The following is a 22,452-nucleotide window of genomic DNA, read 5'->3' as shown; positions in this document are numbered from 1 at the left end:
ATATGGTTAAGTCCTCGATCTATTAGTATTCGTCAGCTCCACATGTCACCATGCTTCCACCTCGAACCTATCAACCTGATCATCTTTCAGGGATCTTACTAGCTTACGCTATGGGAAATCTCATCTTGAGGGGGGCTTCATGCTTAGATGCTTTCAGCATTTATCCCTTCCGCACATAGCTACCCAGCTATGCCCTTGGCAGAACAACTGGTACACCGGCCGGTGCGTCCATCCCGGTCCTCTCGTACTAAGGACAGCTCCTCTCAAATTTCCTGCGCCCACGACGGATAGGGACCGAACTGTCTCACGACGTTCTGAACCCAGCTCGCGTACCGCTTTAATGGGCGAACAGCCCAACCCTTGGGACCGACTACAGCCCCAGGATGCGATGAGCCGACATCGAGGTGCCAAACCTCCCCGTCGATGTGGACTCTTGGGGGAGATAAGCCTGTTATCCCCGGGGTAGCTTTTATCCGTTGAGCGATGGCCCTTCCATGCGGAACCACCGGATCACTAAGCCCGACTTTCGTCCCTGCTCGACTTGTAGGTCTCGCAGTCAAGCTCCCTTATGCCTTTGCACTCTACGAATGATTTCCAACCATTCTGAGGGAACCTTTGGGCGCCTCCGTTACACTTTAGGAGGCGACCGCCCCAGTCAAACTGCCCACCTGACACTGTCTCCCGGGTCGATGAGACCCGTAGGTTAGAATTTCAATACAGTCAGGGCGGTATCCCACCGCCGCCTCCACCGAAGCTAGCGCTCCGGTTTCAATGGCTCCCGCCTATCCTGTACAAACTGTACCAAAATTCAATATCAGGCTACAGTAAAGCTCCACGGGGTCTTTCCGTCCTGTCGCGGGTAACCTGCATCTTCACAGGTACTATAATTTCACCGAGTCTCTGGTTGAGACAGTGCCCAAATCGTTACACCTTTCGTGCGGGTCGGAACTTACCCGACAAGGAATTTCGCTACCTTAGGACCGTTATAGTTACGGCCGCCGTTTACTGGGGCTTCAGTTCAGAGCTTCGCTTACGCTAACCCCTCTCCTTAACCTTCCGAAGCACCGGGCAGGTGTCAGCCCCTATACTTCGCCTTACGGCTTCGCAGAGACCTGTGTTTTTGCTAAACAGTCGCTTGGGCCTATTCACTGCGGCTTTCCGTTAAGAAAGCACCCCTTCTCCCGAAGTTACGGGGTCATTTTGCCGAGTTCCTTAACCAGAGTTCTCTCGCACACCTTAGGATTCTCTCCTCGCCTACCTGTGTCGGTTTGCGGTACAGGCACCTTTTATCTCGCTAGAAGCTTTTCTTGGCAGCGGGGAATCAAAGACTTCGCTCCATAAGGAGCTTCCCCATCACAGCTCAGCCTTCACGATAAGCGGATTTGCCTACTTATCAGCCTAACTGCTTGGACGTGCACAACCAATCGCACGCTTCTTCTATCCTTCTGCGTCCCTCCATTGCTCAAACGATAAAGAGGTGGTACAGGAATATCAACCTGTTGTCCATCGCCTACGCCTGTCGGCCTCGGCTTAGGTCCTGACTAACCCTGAGCGGACGAGCCTTCCTCAGGAAACCTTAGGCATTCGGTGGACGGGATTCTCACCCGTCTTTCGCTACTCATACCGGCATTCTCACTTCTAAGCGCTCCACCAGTCCTTCCGGTCTGACTTCACTGCACTTAGAACGCTCCCCTACCACTGATACCATTGGTATCAATTCGCAGCTTCGGTGGTGTATTTAGCCCCGGTACATTTTCGGCGCAGAGTCACTCGACTAGTGAGCTATTACGCACTCTTTAAATGGTGGCTGCTTCTGAGCCAACATCCTAGTTGTCTAAGCAACTCCACATCCTTTTCCACTTAATACACACTTTGGGACCTTAGCTGGCGATCTGGGCTGTTTCCCTCTTGACTACGGATCTTATCACTCGCAGTCTGACTCCTAAGGATAAGTCATTGGCATTCGGAGTTTGACTGAATTCGGTAATCCGATGAGGACCCCTAGTTCAATCAGTGCTCTACCTCCAAGACTCTTACACTTAAGGCTAGCCCTAAAGCTATTTCGGGGAGAACCGACTATCTCCAGGTTCGATTGGAATTTCTCCGCTACCCACACCTCATCCCCGCACTTTTCAACGTGCGTGGGTTCGGGCCTCCATTCAGTGTTACCTGAACTTCACCCTGGACATGGGTAGATCACCTGGTTTCGGGTCTACGACCACGTACTAAACGCCCTATTCAGACTCGCTTTCGCTGCGGCTCCGCCTCTTCAGCTTAACCTCGCACGGGATCGTAACTCGCCGGTTCATTCTACAAAAGGCACGCCATCACCCATTAACGGGCTCTGACTATTTGTAGGCACACGGTTTCAGGATCTCTTTCACTCCCCTTCCGGGGTGCTTTTCACCTTTCCCTCACGGTACTGGTTCACTATCGATCACTAGGGAGTATTTAGCCTTGGGAGATGGTCCTCCCAGATTCCGACGGAATTTCACGTGTTCCGCCGTACTCAGGATACATTCAAGAGAGAACGAAGTTTCGACTACGGGGTTATTACCCTCTGTGACGGACCTTTCCAGGTCGCTTCGTCTACCTCGTTCCTTTGTAACTCCGTATAGAATGTCCTACAACCCCAAGAGGCAAGCCTCTTGGTTTGGGCTAGATTCCGTTTCGCTCGCCGCTACTCAGGAAATCGCATTTGCTTTCTCTTCCTCCAGGTACTTAGATGTTTCAGTTCCCTGGGTCTGTCTTCCATACCCTATGTATTCAGGTAAGGATACCATACCATTACGTATAGTGGGTTTCCCCATTCGGAAATCTTCGGATCAAAGCTTACTTACAGCTCCCCGAAGCATATCGGCGTTAGTCCCGTCCTTCATCGACTCCTAGTGTCAAGGCATCCACCGTGCGCCCTTTCTAACTTAACCAAACTAAAATTAAAAAAATATGAGCTACACTGTTATCTAGTTTTCAAAGAACATACATTTAAACTTGAGAGATAGTTCTCTCAAAACTGAACGAAACAAAACAAGTCAACGTTTATTGATGAACTGCGTTCATCAATTCTCCATAGAAAGGAGGTGATCCAGCCGCACCTTCCGATACGGCTACCTTGTTACGACTTCACCCCAATCATCTGTCCCACCTTAGGCGGTCGGCTCCATAAAGGTTACCCCACCGACTTCGGGTGTTACAAACTCTCGTGGTGTGACGGGCGGTGTGTACAAGGCCCGGGAACGTATTCACCGCGGCATGCTGATCCGCGATTACTAGCGATTCCGACTTCATGTAGGCGAGTTGCAGCCTACAATCCGAACTGAGAACGGTTTTATGAGATTAGCTCCACCTCGCGGTCTTGCAGCTCTTTGTACCGTCCATTGTAGCACGTGTGTAGCCCAGGTCATAAGGGGCATGATGATTTGACGTCATCCCCACCTTCCTCCGGTTTGTCACCGGCAGTCACCTTAGAGTGCCCAACTTAATGATGGCAACTAAGATCAAGGGTTGCGCTCGTTGCGGGACTTAACCCAACATCTCACGACACGAGCTGACGACAACCATGCACCACCTGTCACTCTGCTCCCGAAGGAGAAGCTCTATCTCTAGAGTTTTCAGAGGATGTCAAGACCTGGTAAGGTTCTTCGCGTTGCTTCGAATTAAACCACATGCTCCACCGCTTGTGCGGGCCCCCGTCAATTCCTTTGAGTTTCAGCCTTGCGGCCGTACTCCCCAGGCGGAGTGCTTAATGCGTTAACTTCAGCACTAAAGGGCGGAAACCCTCTAACACTTAGCACTCATCGTTTACGGCGTGGACTACCAGGGTATCTAATCCTGTTTGCTCCCCACGCTTTCGCGCCTCAGTGTCAGTTACAGACCAGAAAGTCGCCTTCGCCACTGGTGTTCCTCCATATCTCTACGCATTTCACCGCTACACATGGAATTCCACTTTCCTCTTCTGCACTCAAGTCTCCCAGTTTCCAATGACCCTCCACGGTTGAGCCGTGGGCTTTCACATCAGACTTAAGAAACCACCTGCGCGCGCTTTACGCCCAATAATTCCGGATAACGCTTGCCACCTACGTATTACCGCGGCTGTCGGCACGTAGTTAGCCGTGGCTTTCTGGTTAGGTACCGTCAAGGTGCCGGCTTATTCAACTAGCACTTGTTCTTCCCTAACAACAGAGTTTTACGACCCGAAAGCCTTCATCACTCACGCGGCGTTGCTCCGTCAGACTTTCGTCCATTGCGGAAGATTCCCTACTGCTGCCTCCCGTAGGAGTCTGGGCCGTGTCTCAGTCCCAGTGTGGCCGATCACCCTCTCAGGTCGGCTACGCATCGTCGCCTTGGTGAGCCGTTACCTCACCAACTAGCTAATGCGACGCGGGTCCATCCATAAGTGACAGCCGAAGCCGCCTTTCAATTTCGAACTATGCAGTTCAAAATATTATCCGGTATTAGCCCCGGTTTCCCGGAGTTATCCCAGTCTTATGGGTAGGTTACCCACGTGTTACTCACCCGTCCGCCGCTAACTTCATAAGAGCAAGCTCTTAATCCATTCGCTCGACTTGCATGTATTAGGCACGCCGCCAGCGTTCATCCTGAGCCAGGATCAAACTCTCCAATAAAGTTAGTTTGTCTAGCATCTAAAAATAAAAATTGACGTTCACGTTGTTTGTTTCGTTCAGTTTTCAAAGAACTTATCTGCCGCTTCAGAAGCGACTTCATCATATTAACATCTTCATTTTTCGATGTCAACTATGTTTTTCAATTTCTTTTTTGTCGTTTTCTGCGTTTCTGCATCAGCGACGTTTATTAATATATCATGTGAAAAAATGAAATGCAACACCTTTTGAAAACTTTTTTGAAACCAACTACATTTCTTTTTTAATATCATATACTTAAACGAAACATCTCTTTCATTTCTAAGTAATTCCTACATATATTCTATAGAAAGTCACTCTGTCAAAAACGTTTCTTTCTATATAAAGTGAAACTTTAATCAGTGTGGGGTGTTAATCCCCCACTGATTATTAGCCTTCACCAATCGGGCATTAACGGGCAGTCGTCTCCCACCTAACTTTCTCGCATTCGGCGAATTTTGAGGCGGGGCTGACTGCCCGCAAATAGTGGGATAAACGTTTTATTCATATACCATATCATACAAGGAGGAATATACATGGACTACACCGACTTATTAATAAAACTAGGTCTCTCGGCTATTTTAGGATTCGCTATCGGTTTAGAGCGCGAATTAAAACGTAAACCACTCGGCTTAAAAACGTGTTTAGTTATTTCTATTATTAGTTGCCTCCTAACTATTGTTTCTATTAAAGCAGCTTACAACTTACCACATACCGATCATATGAATATGGATCCACTTCGACTTGCCGCTCAAATTGTATCAGGAATTGGTTTTTTAGGTGCCGGTGTAATTTTACGTAGAGGAAACGATAGTATTGCGGGGTTAACGACCGCCGCTATGATTTGGGGTGCTTCTGGCATCGGTATTGCCGTTGGAGCTGGTTTCTATATCGAGGCTATTTTCGGAATGTGTTTCCTTATGATTAGTGTAGAACTTATACCATTAGCGATGAAATACGTCGGTCCTAGATCATTTCGCCAACGTGATATCGCAGTGAGACTCGTTGTACGAAATATGGACAATATCCCGACCGTAATTGAAGAAATAAAAGAAATGGATATAAAAGTTAAGAACATGAAGCTCAAAACATTGGAAAATGGTTCGCACTATTTACATTTAAAATTGTCTATCGATCAAAAAAGACATACTGCTGATGTTTATTATGCTCTTCAGCATCTTGAAAGTGTTCAACAAACTGAAGTTGAAAGTATGTATTAATTATGAAATGAACTCTCTTTTTAATTAGAGAGTTTTTCTTTTTTCTATAATGGTAACAATGAATGTAGTCCTGAAAAGTAAGGAGGAATAGGAACTTGAAATCCCGTCCGAATTTAGTAGATACATTTCGTGATTCCATTATTTTTCGTTTAATTTGCTTTATTATTGTACTTACTGCCCTCTCCGGCTTTCTTATACATATATTAGAGCCATCTCACTTCACCACATGGTTCGACGGGGTTTGGTGGTCAATCGTTACCATTTTCACCGTTGGATACGGCGATTTCGCCCCCCATACAACGATAGGAAAACTTATTGGTATATGTATTATTTTATTAGGAACGGGATTTTGTTCTTATTATATGGTTCTATTCGCTACCGACATGATTAATAAACAATATATGAGAATTAAAGGTGAAACAGCTGCTACCTCTAATGGTCATATGATTATCGTTGGCTGGAATGAGCGTGCAAAACATGTTGTAAAACAAATGCACATATTACAACCGAACCTTGATATCGTTTTAATTGATGAAACACTTTCTTTACTTCCAAAGCCATTTCATCATTTAGAATTTATAAAAGGTTGTCCGCATCACGATCAAACTTTATTAAAAGCTAACATTACAACAGCTCACACTATATTAATAACAGCGGATAAAGAGAAGAACGAAAGCTTAGCAGATACACAGTCCATTTTAAATATTTTAACTGCAAAAGGACTTAATCCAAACATTCACTGCATCGCTGAACTTCTTACTTCTGAACAAATCCAAAATGCAACGAGAGCTGGCGTATCAGAAATTATAGAAGGAAATAAATTAACGAGCTATGTATTTACCGCTTCTCTTTTATTCCCTTCCATTTCAGGTGTACTATTCTCACTTTACGATGAAATCTCTGATAACAAATTACAACTGATGGAGATTCCCCCGTCCTGCCCCGGACAATCCTTTGCAAATTGTAGCTATACTCTTTTAAAGCAAAACATTCTCTTACTAGGTGTAAAGCGCGACGAACAATATATGATCAATCCAGTTCATTCTTTCATTCTCATCGAAAGCGACATACTCATCGTTATTCACCATTAAAAAAATGATTTTCTAGTTCTTGTACCAATACTTTACCAATATTGACATACTTTCTTTTCACATCTCCATCTGGATCTTGCGGCTCCGCAAATTGATCCAATCCACTCGTTCCAGCTGTTAAAGCATTAACATTATCATCTAGTTCGTCTTGATATACGTGCGAAAGAATATACGGTGTTTCAAGACGGACTATTACACCAGGCACATCTAGTTCCCCATCCACCGCTGTAAATGGTACGCGTAAAAATTGATACCCTTCTTCTTCGTCTATTTTATAATCAAAGCATCCTTTATCATAATCCCAATTGCCGCCAATACTATATCCAAGTGGTTTCATAACCTCTTCTAACTTATATAACGCATATGTACATCCTTCTAATTTTGATTGAATCGGAATCAAGCCCATCCCTCCTAGACTTTTCCTTTAGCATACCCATTCTAGTTTGAATATACCGATGTACCTTTCAATAAAATAATAAAAAGCGACCGGAGATGCAGTGACCCCTGTCAAGTAGACAGTATTAAAAAAGCGCAACTAAGCAACCTGAGTTCTATATTTATATGGACTCAGGTTATTTAATTTCTTTTGAAATCTTTGATGATTATAAAAGTACATATATTTACGCACGGCAAGTTTGACCTCATTCGCTTTATGGAAGGAGTGTAAATGAAAACACTCTGCCTTAAAGTGACTGAAGAAGTTTTCCATACAAGCATTATCCCAACAGTTGCCTCTTCGAGACATACTTGTCTTCATCTGATATTTTTAAGTAATTGATTATATTGACGAGATGTATACTGGGACCCTTGATCACTATGTAAGAGGATTCCCTTCACATTTCGTTTTTTCTTTGCCTTTTTAAGTGTATCTAACACAAGTTTTAAGTCGTTTCTACGACTGGTTTCATAGGCAACAATTTCATTATTGTATAAATCCTTAATAGCGGATAAGTACAAGCGCTGTCCATTGAAAATCAAATAGGTAATATCGGTTACCCATTTCTCATTCGGTTTTGAAGCTTGAAACTCCCTATTTAGATGGTTCTCTGAAATCACATAAGCTTCTTTTTTTCCGTAATAAGGTCGTTTTTTCCTAATTACGGCTTTGATACCTAGTTCACTCATCAATCTTTGGATGCGTTTATGATTCAAATGAAGGTTATATGTGGCTTTCAGCCACACTTGTATTCTTCTATATCCATAAATTCCTCTTAATTTTTTATGACACTTCAATATCTTTTTCTTAATTTCGATATCCTCTGATTGTTTTTTTGAAGGCGTCGTATGCCGTTTTATCCATTTGTAGTACCCACTTCTGGTTACACCAGCAATATCGCATAGAATGGTCACTGTATAACCTGTTTTTGTCATTTCATGGATGACTTCGAATTTTTTTATTTTGGATACGACTTTCATTCCTCCTTTTACATCCCTAAGAGCTTTTTTAACATTTCATTTTCCGCTTCTAATCGTCTGATCTTAGCTTCAGGATCTTCGGGTCTAACCCTTGGTCTACCTAAACCTGGTCCTTTCGCTTTACCGCGTTTTTCTTCTAGTCCTTTGATTCCTTCAGCTTCAAAGTGTTTCACCCAACGACTTACAACCGAGTGATGAATACCTAATTCTTTCGCAATGGTTTTATAGCTCATGCCTTCTATTAAGTATAAATCTATAGCTTGTTTCTTAAATTCTACATCGTAAGTGACTCTAATTTTTCCCATGAAAAAATCCCCTCCATAGTAAACAGGTTAATGTGCTTTCTTTTTCCTGTCTACTATAAGGGGATCATATCAGAGACCCGATCGCTTTTTATTATTTTAAACGCTCTTCTAATTCTGCTTTTAATTCTTCAAATCCTGGTTTACCAAGTAAAGCAAACATGTTTTTCTTGTATGCTTCTACTCCTGGTTGGTCAAATGGATTTACGCCTAATAGGTAGCCGCTCATCGCACATGCTTTTTCGAAGAAGTATACAAGGTAACCGAATGTGTACTCATTTAATTCAGGGATGTTTACGATTAAGTTTGGTACTCCGCCATCGCTATGTGCAAGTAATGTACCTTCGTATGCTTTTGTGTTTACGAAGTCTATCGTTTCACCAGCAAGGTAGTTTAATCCATCTAAATCGTTGTCGTCTAATTCGATTTTTAGTTCGTGTGTAGATTTACCTACTTTAAGAACTGTTTCGAATAGGTCACGACGACCTTCTTGAATGTATTGACCTAATGAGTGTAAGTCAGTTGAGAAGTTTGCTGAAGATGGGAAAATACCTTTTTGATCTTTTCCTTCACTTTCACCAAATAACTGTTTCCACCACTCAGAGAAGTAGTGAAGTGCTGGCTCATAGTTAACAAGCATTTCAATTGTTTTCCCTTTATTATATAGAGCATTACGAACTACTGCGTATTGGTAAGCTGGGTTTTCTTCAAGTTCTGATTTCGCGAAATCATTATGACCAGCAGCTGCACCTTTCATCATCTCTTCAATGTTTAGGCCACTTACAGCGATTGGCAATAAACCTACTGGTGTTAATACAGAGAAACGACCGCCAACATCATCTGGAATAACGAACGTTTCGTAGCCTTCATTATCAGATAATGTTTTTAAAGCACCGCGCGCTTTATCTGTAGTCGCATAAATACGTTTGCGTGCTTCTTCTTTTCCATACTTTTCTTCTAATAATTTACGGAAAATACGGAATGCGATTGCAGGCTCTGTTGTTGTACCTGATTTGGAAATAACGTTAATAGAAAAGTCTTTACCTTCTAGTACGTCCATTAAATCTTTCATGTAAGTGGAGCTAATGTTTTGTCCAACAAATAGCACTTGTGGAGTTTTACGTTGTTCTTTAGAAAGCGTGTTATAGAAAGAATGGTTTAACATTTCAATTGCTGCGCGTGCTCCTAGGTAAGAACCACCAATACCTACAACAAGTAAAATGTCAGAGTCATTTTTAATTTTTTCTGCGCATTTTTGAATGCGAGCGAATTCTTCTTTGTCATATTGAAGCGGAAGCTCTACCCACCCAAGGAAATCGTTCCCAGCTCCAGTTTTTTCGTGGATTGCATGATGTGTTACTTTTACTGCATCACGTAAATAAGTTAGTTCATTTTCACCGATGAAGGATAACGCTTTAGAATAGTCGAACGTTACATGTGTACTCATCTTTTTCCCTCCAATTATGTATATGTATTTCTGTATTCACTTTAGCGAAACTAAAGTTGTAAATCAAGCGATTCAACAATTGTAAACGTAACCATTATTTATTTTTTAGAAAAAGTTCATTTTTTGCATAAAAATTCGAATTTTTCGGTATAGATGTATATACATCGTTTTTCGTACATTTTTCATGTATAAAAACAACAAAACTATACCATTCTATAAAGGAGTTAAATTTTCTTATTAACTCCTTGCTTGCTCACGCTTCACATTAAGGGGGGGCTTTTCATGAGTACCTTGCAACGTATCGCATTAGTCTTCACTGTAATCGGCGCTGTTAACTGGGGACTGATCGGGTTCTTCCAGTTTGACTTAGTAGCGGCTATTTTCGGGGGACAGAACTCAGCTCTTGCACGTATTATTTACGGCATCGTTGGTATTTCTGGGCTTATCAATCTCGGCTTACTATTTAAACCATCCGAGAATCTTGGTACTCACCCAGAAACACATGAAATTCAATAGTCAGTATGTCTTTTTCGCCTCCGACATACGAATATGATTGCATGCAATCATATTTGCAAATATATATATCATAAGTCACAGTAAAAGAGGAACGCTCATATGCGTTCCTCTTTTACTTTATTACCTCCGACTCTTCAATCCATTCTGCTAGCTTTTCTCGCAGTGTATTAAATCCGTTCTCTGATGGATTCGGTATAAGAATTCGTCCTTGCTTTCTTTTCGCCGCTTTTAACGATAAACTCATTTTTCTGTGTTCTTCATCAATTGAAAGTACTTTTACTTCTACTGTATCTCCGACCTTTAAAAAGTCATGAATGTCTTTTACATACCCATTTGTGATTTCAGATATATGCACAAGTCCTTGTGTTTCTGCATCCAAAGCTACAAATGCACCGTAATCTTGAATTCCAGTTACTTTCCCTGTTACAACCACTCCCGTTGTATATTGTTCTGACATGTGAAACACTCCCATACGTTTACCATTTTCTCTACAATTGTAAATAGCAAAGCAGATGTATTTATTGTTAAATATCCGATTAGTGGTAAGTATCCTAAGTAAAACACCGAGGTTACTCCCACCTTATATTAGTAAATTATACCACTTTGATAGAACTCATTCAAAATTCACGAAAAAATTTCCTGTAATACGTATAATTCTCCAATATTAGGATAGAATACTAACACATGGCTTTCTAGTATTCCCCCCCTTTTATGGACAAAACGTATTGTGTTTTGTCCTTTTTTTATTCTCTATGAACCGTTCCATTCTCTTCATTGCTTCCATAAGTTGCTCAAGCGATGTTGCATACGAACAACGAATAAATCCTTCACCACTCCCGCCAAACACATTTCCAGGAACAACAGCCACTTTTTCTTCTAATAATAATTGTTCTGCAAATTCTGCTGAAGATAGTCCGGTTGAAGCTATAGAAGGGAAGACATAAAATGCCCCGCCTGGCACATGACATGTTAAGCCCATTTCATTGAAAGATGTCGTCATAAAGTTACGACGTTTTTTATAGCTATCTCTCATTCGAATTACTTCATCATTTCCCCCGCGTAATGCTTCAAGTGCTGCAAATTGAGACATCGTCGGTGCACACATCATTGAATACTGGTGGATTTTGAGCATTAATTCTGAAAATTGAACAGGGGCTGCAATCATCCCAAGACGCCATCCCGTCATGGCAAACCCTTTTGAAAATCCTGAAATTAAAATCGTATGGTCACGCATATTTTTAATACTCGCGAAACTCGTATATGCTCCGTCGTATACGAGCTCTGCATAAATTTCATCCGATAACACGATTAAATTATACTTCTCAACAATAACAGCTAGCTTTTCTAATTCGGATTTATTTAACATTGCGCCTGTTGGGTTATTGGGAGAACAAAGTAATATTGCCTTTGTTTTCGTTGTAATAGCTGCTTCAATTTGATCTGGCTGTACTTTAAATTCATCTTCTAATGAAGTCGCCACTGGAACAGGGACCCCGCCCGCTAACGTAACAAGCGGTGCATACGAAACGAAACTTGGTTCAATAATAAGTATTTCATCATCAGGATTTACAATAGCACGCATCGCTACATCTAGCGCTTGACTCGCTCCAACTGTAACAATGATTTCATCATTCGGATCATAAGATACTGCAAATTGTTTTTTTAGATACTTTGCTATTTCTTGACGGAGCTCCAATAATCCTGCATTTGCTGTATATGACGTATATCCTTGTTCTAAAGAACGAATACATGCTTGCCTTACATTCCAAGGTGTAACAAAGTCCGGCTCTCCCACTCCAAGTGAAATAACACCTTTCATACTTGCCGCTAAATCAAAAAACTTTCGTATACCGGACGGTTGTAAAGATTCTGCTACTCTAGATAGGTCAAATTGCTTCACGGTGTCACCACAATTCTCTTATCATCATCTGTCTTTTCATAAATAATCCCCTCATGTTTATACTTCTTCAAAATAAAATGAGTTGTCGTTGAAACGACAGATTCAATTGTTGCTAATTTCTCAGAAACAAACATCGCTACTTCTCCCATCGTCTTTCCTTCTAATGTAATAGAAAGGTCATATGTCCCAGACATTAAATAAACGGATTTCACTTCTGAATAGCGATAAATTTGTTCAGCTACTGCATCAAAACCGACACCACGCTTCGGTGTAACTTTCACATCAATCATCGCCGTTAAACCAGTATGTTCTTTCACTTTTGTCCAATCGATATGTGTTACATAGTCCACGATAATCTTTTCACTTTCTAATTTCTTAACCATTTTTTTCACTTCTTCTACTTCTATATTTAACAACTTCGCTAATGTATCTACAGATAAACGACTATTCTTTTCAAGACAAGCTAATAATTCCAATTCTTTCTCTGTCACCATATAAATCATCCTTCCTTTTAGTTTCTGTCTAAATTATACAAATACTCTTTCCAATTTGAAAAGAAGATTTTTTTAGTGAATTATGTCAAAATAAAGTGAAACTTTAATCAGTGGAAAGACTCACCCCGCTGATTATTATTTGAACCAATCGAGCTTTTACGGACCGTTGCTTTCCCACCTAACCTCTTTGCTTAAGCTGCTTTTTGAGGCGGGAGGCTTACTGTCCGTTAAATCGGGGTAAAGTGAAAAAACGCAGGATAAAGTGAAAGGGGATGGAACCGTGAAACCAAAAGTATATATTGCCGAACCAGTTCCAACATTTGTAGAAAACTATTTATCAGAACACTGTGATTTTGATAAATGGGATCAAAACGAGAAAGTACCTCGTGATGTTCTATTAGAAAAAATAAAAGATAAAGATGGGTTATTAAATTTCGGATCTACTATAAATGAAGAATTATTGCAGGTTGCTCCTAATTTAAAAGTAGTAAGTAACATTTCTGTTGGCCATGATAACTTTGATTTAAAAGCGATGGAGAAACAAAATGTTATCGGAACGAATACTCCATATGTGTTAGATGATACAGTAGCCGATCTCGTTTTCGCTCTTATGTTATCTGCTGGTCGCCGTGTTTGCGAACTCAATTCCTATGTGAAAAATGGTGAATGGAACGCTGAAATTGGAAAAGAACACTTCGGACTAGATGTACATCATAGTACGATTGGTATTATCGGAATGGGACGAATTGGAGAAGCTGTCGCAAAACGAGCGAAATTCGGCTTTGATATGAATGTCCTTTACTATAACCGTCGCCGTAAAGAAGAAGCTGAGCAAAAATTTGATGCTACATATTGTGATTTACAAACTTTAATCAAACAATCTGATTTTATTATTCTTCTTACTCCATTAACAGATGAAACGTATCATCTTATCGGTGAAAAGGAATTTTCACTAATGAAAGAAACAGCAATTTTCATTAATGCTTCTCGCGGGAAAACAGTAGATGAAACTGCATTAATTCATGCGTTAACAGAAAAGAAAATATTTGCAGCCGGCATCGACACATTTACACAAGAGCCGATTCAAAAAGAGAATCCGCTCTTATCATTACAAAACGTTGTAACTTTACCGCACATCGGATCTGCAACATTAAAAACTCGGCAGCAAATGGCAATGACAGCTGCTGAAAATTTAGTAGCAGGATTACAAGGAAAAACACCACCTAATATTGTGCGTGGGTAATTATAAATAAGCGAAAGGCAAGATGACGATGTCATCTTGCCTTTTTTTGTTAACATATTTTGTTTCTTGCCGGGAGATGATATGAACAAAAATCAATGGAGTGACAAAAAATGAACCATGAATGCAAATGCCCTTACTTCACTTTTTCCACTCGCGGGACTACTATTCATTACGAATTGTATGAACATAATACTAAAAAAGAACGACCTACTTTCGTACTCGTTCACGGCTTCCTCTCTTCCTCATTTAGCTATCGACGACTCATTCCTTTACTAACAAAGGAAGGTACAGTAATTGCCCTTGATTTACCACCATTCGGAAAAAGTGATAAATCTCATCTCTTTAAATATTCTTATCACAATTTAGCAGCTATTATTATCGATTTAATCGAACATTTATCTCTCTCGAATATTGTACTAGTTGGCCATTCTATGGGCGGACAAATTTCACTCTTTGTAAACCGACTACGCCCTGAATTAATTTCAAAGACGATTTTACTATGTAGCTCTAGTTATTTAGCACGCGCAAACTTACCTTTACTGTACTCCTCTTATTTACCGTTCTTCCACTTATACGTGAAGAACTGGATTATTCGAAGGGGCATCGTCCATAACTTAATGAATGTCGTTCATGACCATTCATTAATTGACAATGAAATGATGGAAGGCTATGCTGCTCCTTTTTATGATGATCGTATATTCCCTGCTTTAACTCGAATGATAAGAGACCGTGAAGGTGACTTATCTTCAACTGAATTACAAAAAATCGAAACCCCAGTATTACTCATTTGGGGTGAAAAAGATCGCGTCGTCCCTGTACATGTAGGACACCGTCTCCATAAGGACCTACCTAATTCAACTTTCATTTCTTACGAAAATACAGGGCACTTACTACCTGAAGAAAAGCCCGACCATGTTTATGAAGAAATTATTACGTTTGCGACGCAATAAAGTGAAGCTTTAATCCGTGGGGGTTTTTACGGGCAGTTTGATTTCTCGCCTAACCTCCTTGCTTCAACCGAATTTTGAGGCGGGAGTCTTACTGCCCGTTAAAACGGGATAAAGTGAAGCTTTAATCCGTGGGAGGCTCTATCCCCACGGATTATTAGCCTTCACCAATCGGGTTTTTACGGGCAGTTTGATTTCTCGCCTAACCTCTTTGCTTCAACCGAATTTTGAGGCAGGAGTCTTACTGCCCGCAAATAGCGGGATAAAGTGAAGCTTTAATCAATCAGCACAAATGAAAATAAACAAAAAGGCTGTCGTAAATTCCGACAGCCTATAACGAACAACTTCCGCCTTCTTTTAGTACGAGTAACTCTACTGCTAATTTTTCGCATTTTTCAAGTGCAGGTACTTCTTCAAAAGACATAAAGTATATATGTTGAATCTTCTTTGCGATGTATTTCGGATCATCAAACACACTTACGACGTTTACAACATCGCTCGCTTCTGTTTCATAAAACTCCGGTCCCATTTGAAACGGATCCCAATTTTTCACAACCTCAATCATTTTGTCATATCCACCCATCTGCTTCCCGCCTTTTCACTTTTTAATGCTTTTCTTTATCGTATCACATCAGCTATTCTATAAGAAGAGTGAGAATTTTCATAACTTAACAGTTTGACAGAAGAAAGGAGCAAACATATGCAACTATTTCATAAAACGGTAAATCGTCGCGGAACGCATAGTACAAAATGGGATACATATAAAAATGAAGAGCTCATCCACGCTTGGATTGCCGATATGGATTTTGAAGTACCAAAACCAATTCAAACTGCATTACAAAAACGCACAGAACATCCTATTTTCGGTTATACACTTCCTCCTGAAAATATTGGGGATATCATTTGTAATTGGACGAAAAGCCAATACAATTGGGAAATACAAAAAGAATGGATTGTATTTAGCGCAGGTATCGTTCCAGCTCTTAGTACGAGCATACAAGCTATAACGAAAGAAGGAGAAGCCGTACTCGTACAACCTCCTATTTATCCACCATTTTTTGAAATGGTCAAAACAAATAATAGACAATTATGTGAGAGTCCCTTATTTAAACAAAATGGCATATATAAGATAGACTTCGAGCATCTAGAAACTCAATTTAAACAAGGTGTAAAACTAATGCTTCTTTGCAGCCCTCACAATCCTATCGGGCGCGTTTGGACGAAAGAGGAGCTAACAAAACTCGGTGCGTTATGTACGCAATATAATGTAACCGTTGTCGCGGATGAAATTCACGCCGATATTATTTATAGAGGCCATACTCATACACCGTTTGCTTCTTTATCTGAAGAATTAGCAGCACGCACTATTACTTGTATGGCTCCGAGCAAAACATTTAATATCGCTGGATTACAAGCATCGATCATTATTATTCCGAATGAAAATCTCCGTAATGCCTTTATGTCTATCCAATATAGACAAGGATTCCACGGATTAAATACATTTGCTTATACAGCAATGCAAAGTGCCTATACAGAATGTAATGATTGGCTAAATGAAATTCGATTGTATGTTGAAGATAACGCTCAATTTGCTTGTAAGTATATTCAAAATCACATACCAGCTCTTTCTGTAATTAAACCAGAAGGTAGTTTTTTACTGTGGATTGATTGTTCCCACTTGGATCTTTCTCAAGATGAACGAACAGCATTGCTTGAAGAGAAAGGTAAAATCATCATTGAGCCCGGTGAGAAATACGGAACAGGCGGGGAAGCCCATATCCGAATTAACATTGGCTGTCCTAGATCTGTTTTAGAAGAGATTTTAAACAGACTACACCATACATTCTCATAATAAAAAAGGAGGCTATCCCAAAATGATATTGGGATAGCCTCCTTTTTTCGGTAAATCGATATAATTCCACTTACTATCATGCGGTTTTACAACAAAAGCTATCATTCACGGTAGCTTCTATTTTTTCTTCAGATCCGACGCTTTTTTTACGATAACACCGCAAGCAATTCGGCCACCAGATTTACCAGTTGGTTGCGTCATACCATCATCAGCGTTTTCTGTAATAATAATAGACGCTCCATCTTTTCTATGAATCGTCGTTTTTCCTTCTTCAAGCGTTATATGCGGAGCATCGATTTCTGCTTTAATCTTTCCAGAACCATCCGCCACTACATTCGGTAAATCACCATTTTCCGCACCTTTCGGATTCAAGAGCCCATGTTTTTTATTATCTGGATTAAAATGATTCCCAGATGATTCGAAACTAGGCGCTTTACATTCTCCGATTTCGTGTACATGTATACCGTGTGGTCCTGGTGTAAAGCCTTCCGCTTTAATCGTAATTTTCACTCCACTTGTTTGCTGAGCTACTTTTGCAGTCCCAACTTCATCACCTGAAGCATTATGTAATTTCACATCAATTTCTTTCGGCTTCCCTTGGTCACAACCCACCATTAGAAATAATAAACAACAACTGAAAAAAAGCCGTCTTTTCATTCAATTCCCTCCAAAATGCTTTCTGCCCTTAGATTGTCCGAGCATAGAGGGAAACATACAAAAATGAATTACCGTTTCTTTTCAGCTAAAAGCTTTTCTTCTACTTTCTGTAATCGCTCTGCTTCTCGTTTTGATACACGAATAAACATACGCCACGTAGCGACCGCACCGATGATAAATAGAACGCAAACAATACCTGGAATAATATACTCCGTTTTATCTTCAGGAAAATATAAAGGCATCATATGAAACACTCCTTATCGGGAAATTTATAGTAAGAATAAACATCGGAATTTTCTGTTTTATCATCTTAAATTATAATTGAAGCCTGTCATATTCTCAAGGGGGCGTTCCGAAAGCGAATGATTTCTTTGACTCCTTCGCGCACTTTCCTTACTATAAACTTGAGGTGAAAAATATGAGAGAAACATTTGAAATTGGTGAAATCGTTACTGGTATTTATAAAACTGGAAAATACATCGGCGAAATTACAAATAGCCGTCCTGGCAGTTACATCGTAAAAGTACTAGCTGTTTTAAAACATCCAGTGCAAGGTGATTTACATAATGTAAAACAAGCTGACGTACCATTCTTCCATGAAAGACGTGCTTTAGCTTTTCGTGAACAGACGAACATTCCAGAGCAAATGGTGAAGAAATATGAAGGAGAAATTCCGGATTATACAGAGTCACTAAAATTAGCATTAGAAACTCAAATGAATTCATTTTCTGAAGATGATTCACCTTTTGCGGGGCGTAGTCTAGAAACACTTCAGCAATTGAAGCAAGATTACAAACTTTAAAAAACAAAACGACCAAATTACATATTTTGCAATTTGGTCGTTACTGTGTACTCACTTTCTTTAACACTTTCGAAAAATCAACAAGTTCCCCTAATGTCGGAGGTGCTGGTTTGACTAAATACTCTTTATCTTTTTCTACTAACTTAAAAATATTATATGTCGTCATCGCATCATCAAGCGCACAATGATGCTTTCCTGTTCCTGCTTTTCCATACGCCTCAATTGCTTTCCACAGCCCTGTTTGATTTCTCTCTCCAAAAAACTTCTTATACTCAAGCGATAAATCACGACACTGTCCAAAGAATGGAAATTCTACTCCTGCCATTTCACAGTTATGCTTTAAGACTTTCATATCCATATTTCCCCACGTTACAATTGTCGGTTTACCAATCTTTTCATATTCTGCAAGTTTCTCAACAAGTTCATGAAAAGAAATTCCTTTGTCCACTACTTCCTGTTTAATTCCTAAAAATTTTTTACATCGATCCGTTAAAGACGGAAATGTTTTCGGTCTAATATGCGATGAATACGTATCTTCCACCTTACAACCAACAACTGAAACGAGTCCGACCTCAATAATTTCTGGGAAAAAACCTTTTGGCTTTTTTCTATGCTGGGGCATCGTAAACTCAAAGTCTAAAAACAAAAATCGTTGTTCATCCATACGATCCCTTCCTTATCATATTTGTCATTCCTTTCTATTTGACACTCCTACACGAACAAGCTCGAATGCTGATTCGATTTTAAATATTCAGATTGGATGTATCTTATATATATGTCAGATGCCCACAAATATTTTTAAAAATAAGAAAAAATGACCTATGCAGAAAATATGACAAAATAAACCCTTTCATTTACATCCGCTATTTTTCTACTTTATAATGACGTTATGTGTGTTTCATCTAGTTAATTTTTTGACACACTAAGAAAAGTGAATGAAAGGAGATGAGAGTTTTGCACGAAACAACGCAAGAGCTCGCAAACTGGCAGTATTATTTCGCTATCGCAGTCTTTTTAATTACATATGCCATTATTATTTCTGAAAAAATTAACCGTGCTGTCATCGCACTTCTTGGTGCAGCATTCATGGTAATTGCAGGGGTCGTTGACTTACACAATGCCTTTACGAAACATATTGAATGGGGAACAATTACATTACTCATCGGTATGATGATACTGGTAAACATTACAAGTAAGTCAGGTGTCTTCCAATACGTTGCCATTAAAGCCGCAAAAGGAGCACAAGGAAATCCAATTAAAATTTTAATTTCACTTTCCTTACTTACCGCGCTTGGCTCCGCATTTTTAGATAACGTTACAACAGTACTTCTTGTTGTTCCAGTTACTTTATCTATTACGCGCATCTTGCAAGTAAATCCTGTTCCATATTTACTTTCTGAAATTATTTTTTCAAATATCGGAGGAACAGCAACATTAATTGGTGATCCGCCAAATATTATGATTGGTTCTGCAAATAAGCATTTAGATTTCAATGCTTTCTTATTCAACTTAGCACCTATCGTAATTATCATTATTGCTGTTACGGCAACAATGCTTTACTTCATGTACCGTAAGCAATTAATTGCTGATCCTGTACAAATTAAAAAGTTAATGAGCTTAGATGAAAAACAATACATTAAAGACCCAGTATTAATGAAGAAATCTTTAACAGTACTTGGCCTTACTATTGTAGGCTTCATGACTCATTCTATTTTCCATATTGATGCAGCAATTATCGCCTTAACTGGCGCTACTGTACTTATGCTAATCGGTGTGAAAGAGCATGAAATTGAAGAGGTATTCGCAAGTGTAGAGTGGGTAACAATCTTCTTCTTCGCGGGACTATTCGTACTCGTTGGAGGACTTATCGATATCGGGCTTATCAAAATGTTAGCTCAAAAAGTAATTGGAATAACAGGCGGAGATATTTCTCAGGCATCTATCCTTATTCTATGGGTATCTGGTATCGCCTCTGCAACAATCGATAACATTCCATTCGTTGCAACAATGATTCCACTTATTAACGATATGGCAGTTGGGCTAGGTTTATCACCTTCTGACGCACAAGTCGACGTACTATGGTGGGCATTAGCATTAGGTGCTTGCTTAGGTGGAAACGGAACATTAATCGGGGCTTCTGCTAACGTAATCGTAGCTGGTATCGCAAGTCGTGAAGGACATAAATTCAGCTACATGGAATTCCTTAAAGTCGGCTTCCCAATTATGATCGTTTCATTAATCATTTCTCATATTTACATTTACTTACGCTATCTTATGTAGTAGAAAAAAGCGCCCTGCTCAGCAGGGCGCTTTCGTTCTTTTTTCAGCATATCCGAATTATTATAGAACCAAATATATCGACCGCAGGGCAACTTTGATACGCCTACTCGTTATACCTAACCGGCTCATTCCGAATAATGAACAAATGAATCGGCAAGAAAACCGAAAATGTGATTGTATGAATGATCGTAAATAGTATGGAATTCGTTCCGTATCTATCCAAAATAGCATAGATAAGATAAATAGACAGTACAAGTGATACAGCTGTTGCTAATATATATAGAATTGGTACGAAATTAAAGATGAAGCATCCAACATATATGCCAAATACTTTCCACCCTGCTTCTTCTTTCAAGAAATCTGGTAATTTATCTTTCGCTAAATCACCCCATATCTTACTATTTATAAACGGAATAAAAGCAAGAACACCATCAGTTGCACCATCATTTTTCGCCATCGTATAAAGTGCAAAAGCCGTTAACAAATACGAAATAATTGCCCAAATTATTATAACAAGCATAAACGCAAAACTAAGAGCAAAGAAACCTGCTAGTACGCCTTGATCTTCCATCTTATCCTCTCCTCTCTCTTCTCAACATATTTCATTACAGTGCAAGTTATGTTTTAAAATTTAACCAAACTCTTTGTATAATAAGAAGAGAAAGATAATGAGAGAGGAGCACATACCTATGCATCCATTTGTAAAGGCATTACAAGAGCATTTTACAGCTCATCAAAATCCCGAAAAAGCAGAACCGATGGCACTTTATATGAAAAATCACTTCCCGTTTCTCGGTATTCAAACTCCTGAGAGAAGACAGTTATTGAAAGACGTCATTCAAATACATACTCTCCCAGATAAAAAGGACTTCCAAATTATCGTGCGTGAACTTTGGGACCTACCAGAACGTGAATTTCAAGCTGCCGCACTCGATATCATGCAAAAATATAAAAAACACATAAACGAAACTCACATCCCATTTTTAGAAGAACTTATTGTCACAAAATCTTGGTGGGATTCTGTTGATAGCATCGTCCCTACATTTTTAGGTGCTATCTTTTTAAAACATCCAGAATTAATTTCTGCATATATTCCAAAGTGGATTGCATCAGAAAACATATGGTTACAACGTGCCGCTATTTTATTCCAGCTGAAATATAAACAAAAAATGGATGAAGAACTCCTTTTCTGGATTATCGGACAACTACATTCCTCAAAAGAATTTTTCATTCAAAAAGCAATCGGCTGGGTCCTTCGCGAATATGCAAAAACAAAACCAGATGTGGTATGGGAATACGTTCAAAACAACGAACTCGCTCCATTAAGTAAACGCGAAGCAATTAAGCACATTAAGCAAAATTACGGAATAAATAACGAAAAAATAGGCGAAACTCTATCCTAGATGGGCACGTTCCTCTATTGAGATTTAAAAAAGAACGTGTTAAAATATGTTCATTATTATTAATATAAGTAGCGATGACGGACTTATAAGTACTTGCATAAAAAGCGATTCAGGGATAGTGAAAGCCTGAAGCTGCGAGGAAACGGCAGTCTCGAGCAATACGTGATAAAGTGGATGCACATTTTGTGTATCAACTAGGGTGGAACCGCGGGCAAACGCTCGTCCCTAGGCGATTAAGCCTT

22 protein-coding genes and 2 rRNA genes are annotated in these 22,452 nt (G+C 39.8%); 9 read left to right on the top strand and 15 right to left on the bottom strand.

Annotated features, from left to right (window positions below):
- Positions 1–2: 2 nt before the first annotated feature.
- Positions 3–2,927 (bottom strand): 23S ribosomal RNA (locus JFU18_RS18575).
- Between the two features lie 146 nt (positions 2,928–3,073).
- Positions 3,074–4,625, bottom strand: a 16S ribosomal RNA gene (locus JFU18_RS18570).
- The 16S and 23S rRNA genes sit together here, the layout of an rRNA operon.
- 551 nt (positions 4,626–5,176) lie before the next feature.
- On the opposite strand from JFU18_RS18570, the gene JFU18_RS18565 reads away from it, so the two are divergent.
- Both JFU18_RS18565 and JFU18_RS18560 read left to right on the top strand, forming a co-directional pair.
- Positions 5,177–5,860, top strand: coding sequence for an MgtC/SapB family protein (locus tag JFU18_RS18565; protein ID WP_002143579.1), 684 nt, complete (start codon positions 5,177–5,179; stop codon positions 5,858–5,860).
- A 95-nt stretch (positions 5,861–5,955) separates the two neighbouring features.
- Complete coding sequence (locus JFU18_RS18560) at positions 5,956–6,951, top strand: potassium channel family protein (protein ID WP_201034442.1); 996 nt, start codon at positions 5,956–5,958, stop codon at positions 6,949–6,951.
- On the opposite strand, the gene JFU18_RS18555 is transcribed toward JFU18_RS18560, so the two are convergent.
- From JFU18_RS18555 to JFU18_RS18535, 5 genes are all read right to left on the bottom strand, one after another.
- On the bottom strand, positions 6,938–7,351 hold the full coding sequence (locus tag JFU18_RS18555) for a YugN-like family protein (protein ID WP_002131278.1): 414 nt from the start codon (positions 7,349–7,351) through the stop codon (positions 6,938–6,940). The two genes, JFU18_RS18560 and JFU18_RS18555, sit on opposite strands and share 14 nt — an antisense overlap.
- 135 nt (positions 7,352–7,486) lie before the next feature.
- Complete coding sequence (locus JFU18_RS30550; protein ID WP_374101403.1) at positions 7,487–7,660, bottom strand: IS3 family transposase; 174 nt, start codon at positions 7,658–7,660, stop codon at positions 7,487–7,489.
- 44 nt (positions 7,661–7,704) lie between these two features.
- Positions 7,705–8,367, bottom strand: coding sequence for an IS3 family transposase (locus JFU18_RS18545; protein ID WP_201050328.1), 663 nt, complete (start codon positions 8,365–8,367; stop codon positions 7,705–7,707).
- A gap of 8 nt (positions 8,368–8,375) precedes the next feature.
- The gene (locus tag JFU18_RS18540) at positions 8,376–8,672 is read right to left on the bottom strand and encodes a transposase (RefSeq protein ID WP_201031948.1); all 297 of its coding nucleotides are present in this window, start codon (positions 8,670–8,672) and stop codon (positions 8,376–8,378) included.
- 91 nt (positions 8,673–8,763) lie between these two features.
- Positions 8,764–10,116 (bottom strand): glucose-6-phosphate isomerase, encoded by a 1,353-nt coding sequence (locus tag JFU18_RS18535; protein ID WP_002015845.1) that lies wholly within the window; start codon positions 10,114–10,116, stop codon positions 8,764–8,766.
- Positions 10,117–10,398: 282 nt separating this feature from the next.
- Between JFU18_RS18535 and JFU18_RS18530 the strand changes: the two genes are divergently transcribed.
- Positions 10,399–10,632 (top strand): DUF378 domain-containing protein, encoded by a 234-nt coding sequence (locus tag JFU18_RS18530; protein ID WP_002034535.1) that lies wholly within the window; start codon positions 10,399–10,401, stop codon positions 10,630–10,632.
- 112 nt (positions 10,633–10,744) lie between these two features.
- Here JFU18_RS18530 and yugI read toward each other — a convergent pair whose 3' ends face one another.
- From yugI to JFU18_RS18515, 3 genes are all read right to left on the bottom strand, one after another.
- Positions 10,745–11,089: a S1 domain-containing post-transcriptional regulator GSP13 gene (gene yugI / locus JFU18_RS18525; protein WP_002015848.1), complete on the bottom strand. Its 345-nt coding sequence runs from the start codon at positions 11,087–11,089 to the stop codon at positions 10,745–10,747.
- 252 nt (positions 11,090–11,341) lie between these two features.
- On the bottom strand, positions 11,342–12,532 hold the full coding sequence (locus JFU18_RS18520; protein ID WP_201034443.1) for an aminotransferase: 1,191 nt from the start codon (positions 12,530–12,532) through the stop codon (positions 11,342–11,344).
- Positions 12,529–13,026 (bottom strand): Lrp/AsnC family transcriptional regulator, encoded by a 498-nt coding sequence (locus JFU18_RS18515; protein WP_201034444.1) that lies wholly within the window; start codon positions 13,024–13,026, stop codon positions 12,529–12,531. The genes JFU18_RS18520 and JFU18_RS18515 overlap by 4 nt, the downstream gene beginning before the upstream one ends.
- Before the next feature lie 262 nt (positions 13,027–13,288).
- Here JFU18_RS18515 and JFU18_RS18510 point away from each other — a divergent pair, with 262 nt between their 5' ends.
- Positions 13,289–14,269, top strand: coding sequence for a 2-hydroxyacid dehydrogenase (locus JFU18_RS18510; RefSeq protein ID WP_201034445.1), 981 nt, complete (start codon positions 13,289–13,291; stop codon positions 14,267–14,269).
- Positions 14,270–14,379: 110 nt separating this feature from the next.
- Positions 14,380–15,219, top strand: coding sequence for an alpha/beta fold hydrolase (locus JFU18_RS18505; RefSeq protein WP_002034539.1), 840 nt, complete (start codon positions 14,380–14,382; stop codon positions 15,217–15,219).
- Between the two features lie 328 nt (positions 15,220–15,547).
- Here the strand turns inward: JFU18_RS18505 and JFU18_RS18500 are convergent, their stop codons facing one another.
- On the bottom strand, positions 15,548–15,799 hold the full coding sequence (locus tag JFU18_RS18500) for a YugE family protein (RefSeq protein ID WP_201034446.1): 252 nt from the start codon (positions 15,797–15,799) through the stop codon (positions 15,548–15,550).
- Positions 15,800–15,916: 117 nt separating this feature from the next.
- On the opposite strand from JFU18_RS18500, the gene JFU18_RS18495 reads away from it, so the two are divergent.
- On the top strand, positions 15,917–17,068 hold the full coding sequence (locus JFU18_RS18495; protein ID WP_201032005.1) for a MalY/PatB family protein: 1,152 nt from the start codon (positions 15,917–15,919) through the stop codon (positions 17,066–17,068).
- Between the two features lie 117 nt (positions 17,069–17,185).
- Here the strand turns inward: JFU18_RS18495 and JFU18_RS18490 are convergent, their stop codons facing one another.
- Both JFU18_RS18490 and JFU18_RS18485 read right to left on the bottom strand, forming a co-directional pair.
- Entirely contained in the window at positions 17,186–17,725 is a 540-nt protein-coding gene (locus JFU18_RS18490) for a superoxide dismutase family protein (protein ID WP_201032006.1), read from the bottom strand.
- Between the two features lie 68 nt (positions 17,726–17,793).
- A complete protein-coding gene (locus tag JFU18_RS18485) occupies positions 17,794–17,970 on the bottom strand; it encodes a hypothetical protein (RefSeq protein WP_000982764.1) in 177 nt (58 codons plus the stop codon).
- A 173-nt stretch (positions 17,971–18,143) separates the two neighbouring features.
- On the opposite strand from JFU18_RS18485, the gene kapB reads away from it, so the two are divergent.
- On the top strand, positions 18,144–18,527 hold the full coding sequence (kapB, locus tag JFU18_RS18480) for a kinase-associated lipoprotein KapB (protein WP_201032007.1): 384 nt from the start codon (positions 18,144–18,146) through the stop codon (positions 18,525–18,527).
- Positions 18,528–18,567: 40 nt separating this feature from the next.
- Here the strand turns inward: kapB and kapD are convergent, their stop codons facing one another.
- Positions 18,568–19,191 (bottom strand): 3'-5' exonuclease KapD, encoded by a 624-nt coding sequence (gene kapD / locus JFU18_RS18475; protein WP_063218136.1) that lies wholly within the window; start codon positions 19,189–19,191, stop codon positions 18,568–18,570.
- Between the two features lie 290 nt (positions 19,192–19,481).
- Between kapD and JFU18_RS18470 the strand changes: the two genes are divergently transcribed.
- Positions 19,482–20,807: an ArsB/NhaD family transporter gene (locus JFU18_RS18470; protein WP_078185140.1), complete on the top strand. Its 1,326-nt coding sequence runs from the start codon at positions 19,482–19,484 to the stop codon at positions 20,805–20,807.
- Positions 20,808–20,910: 103 nt separating this feature from the next.
- On the opposite strand, the gene JFU18_RS18465 is transcribed toward JFU18_RS18470, so the two are convergent.
- On the bottom strand, positions 20,911–21,378 hold the full coding sequence (locus JFU18_RS18465) for a hypothetical protein (protein ID WP_002034556.1): 468 nt from the start codon (positions 21,376–21,378) through the stop codon (positions 20,911–20,913).
- Positions 21,379–21,496: 118 nt separating this feature from the next.
- On the opposite strand from JFU18_RS18465, the gene JFU18_RS18460 reads away from it, so the two are divergent.
- The gene (locus tag JFU18_RS18460) at positions 21,497–22,210 is read left to right on the top strand and encodes a DNA alkylation repair protein (RefSeq protein WP_201034447.1); all 714 of its coding nucleotides are present in this window, start codon (positions 21,497–21,499) and stop codon (positions 22,208–22,210) included.
- Positions 22,211–22,452 lie beyond the last annotated feature (242 nt).

The organism is Bacillus sp. TH22 (genome assembly GCF_016651015.1).
Lineage (GTDB): Bacteria > Bacillota > Bacilli > Bacillales > Bacillaceae_G > Bacillus_A > Bacillus_A mycoides.
This window is presented reverse-complemented; position numbering and strand designations above follow the sequence as displayed.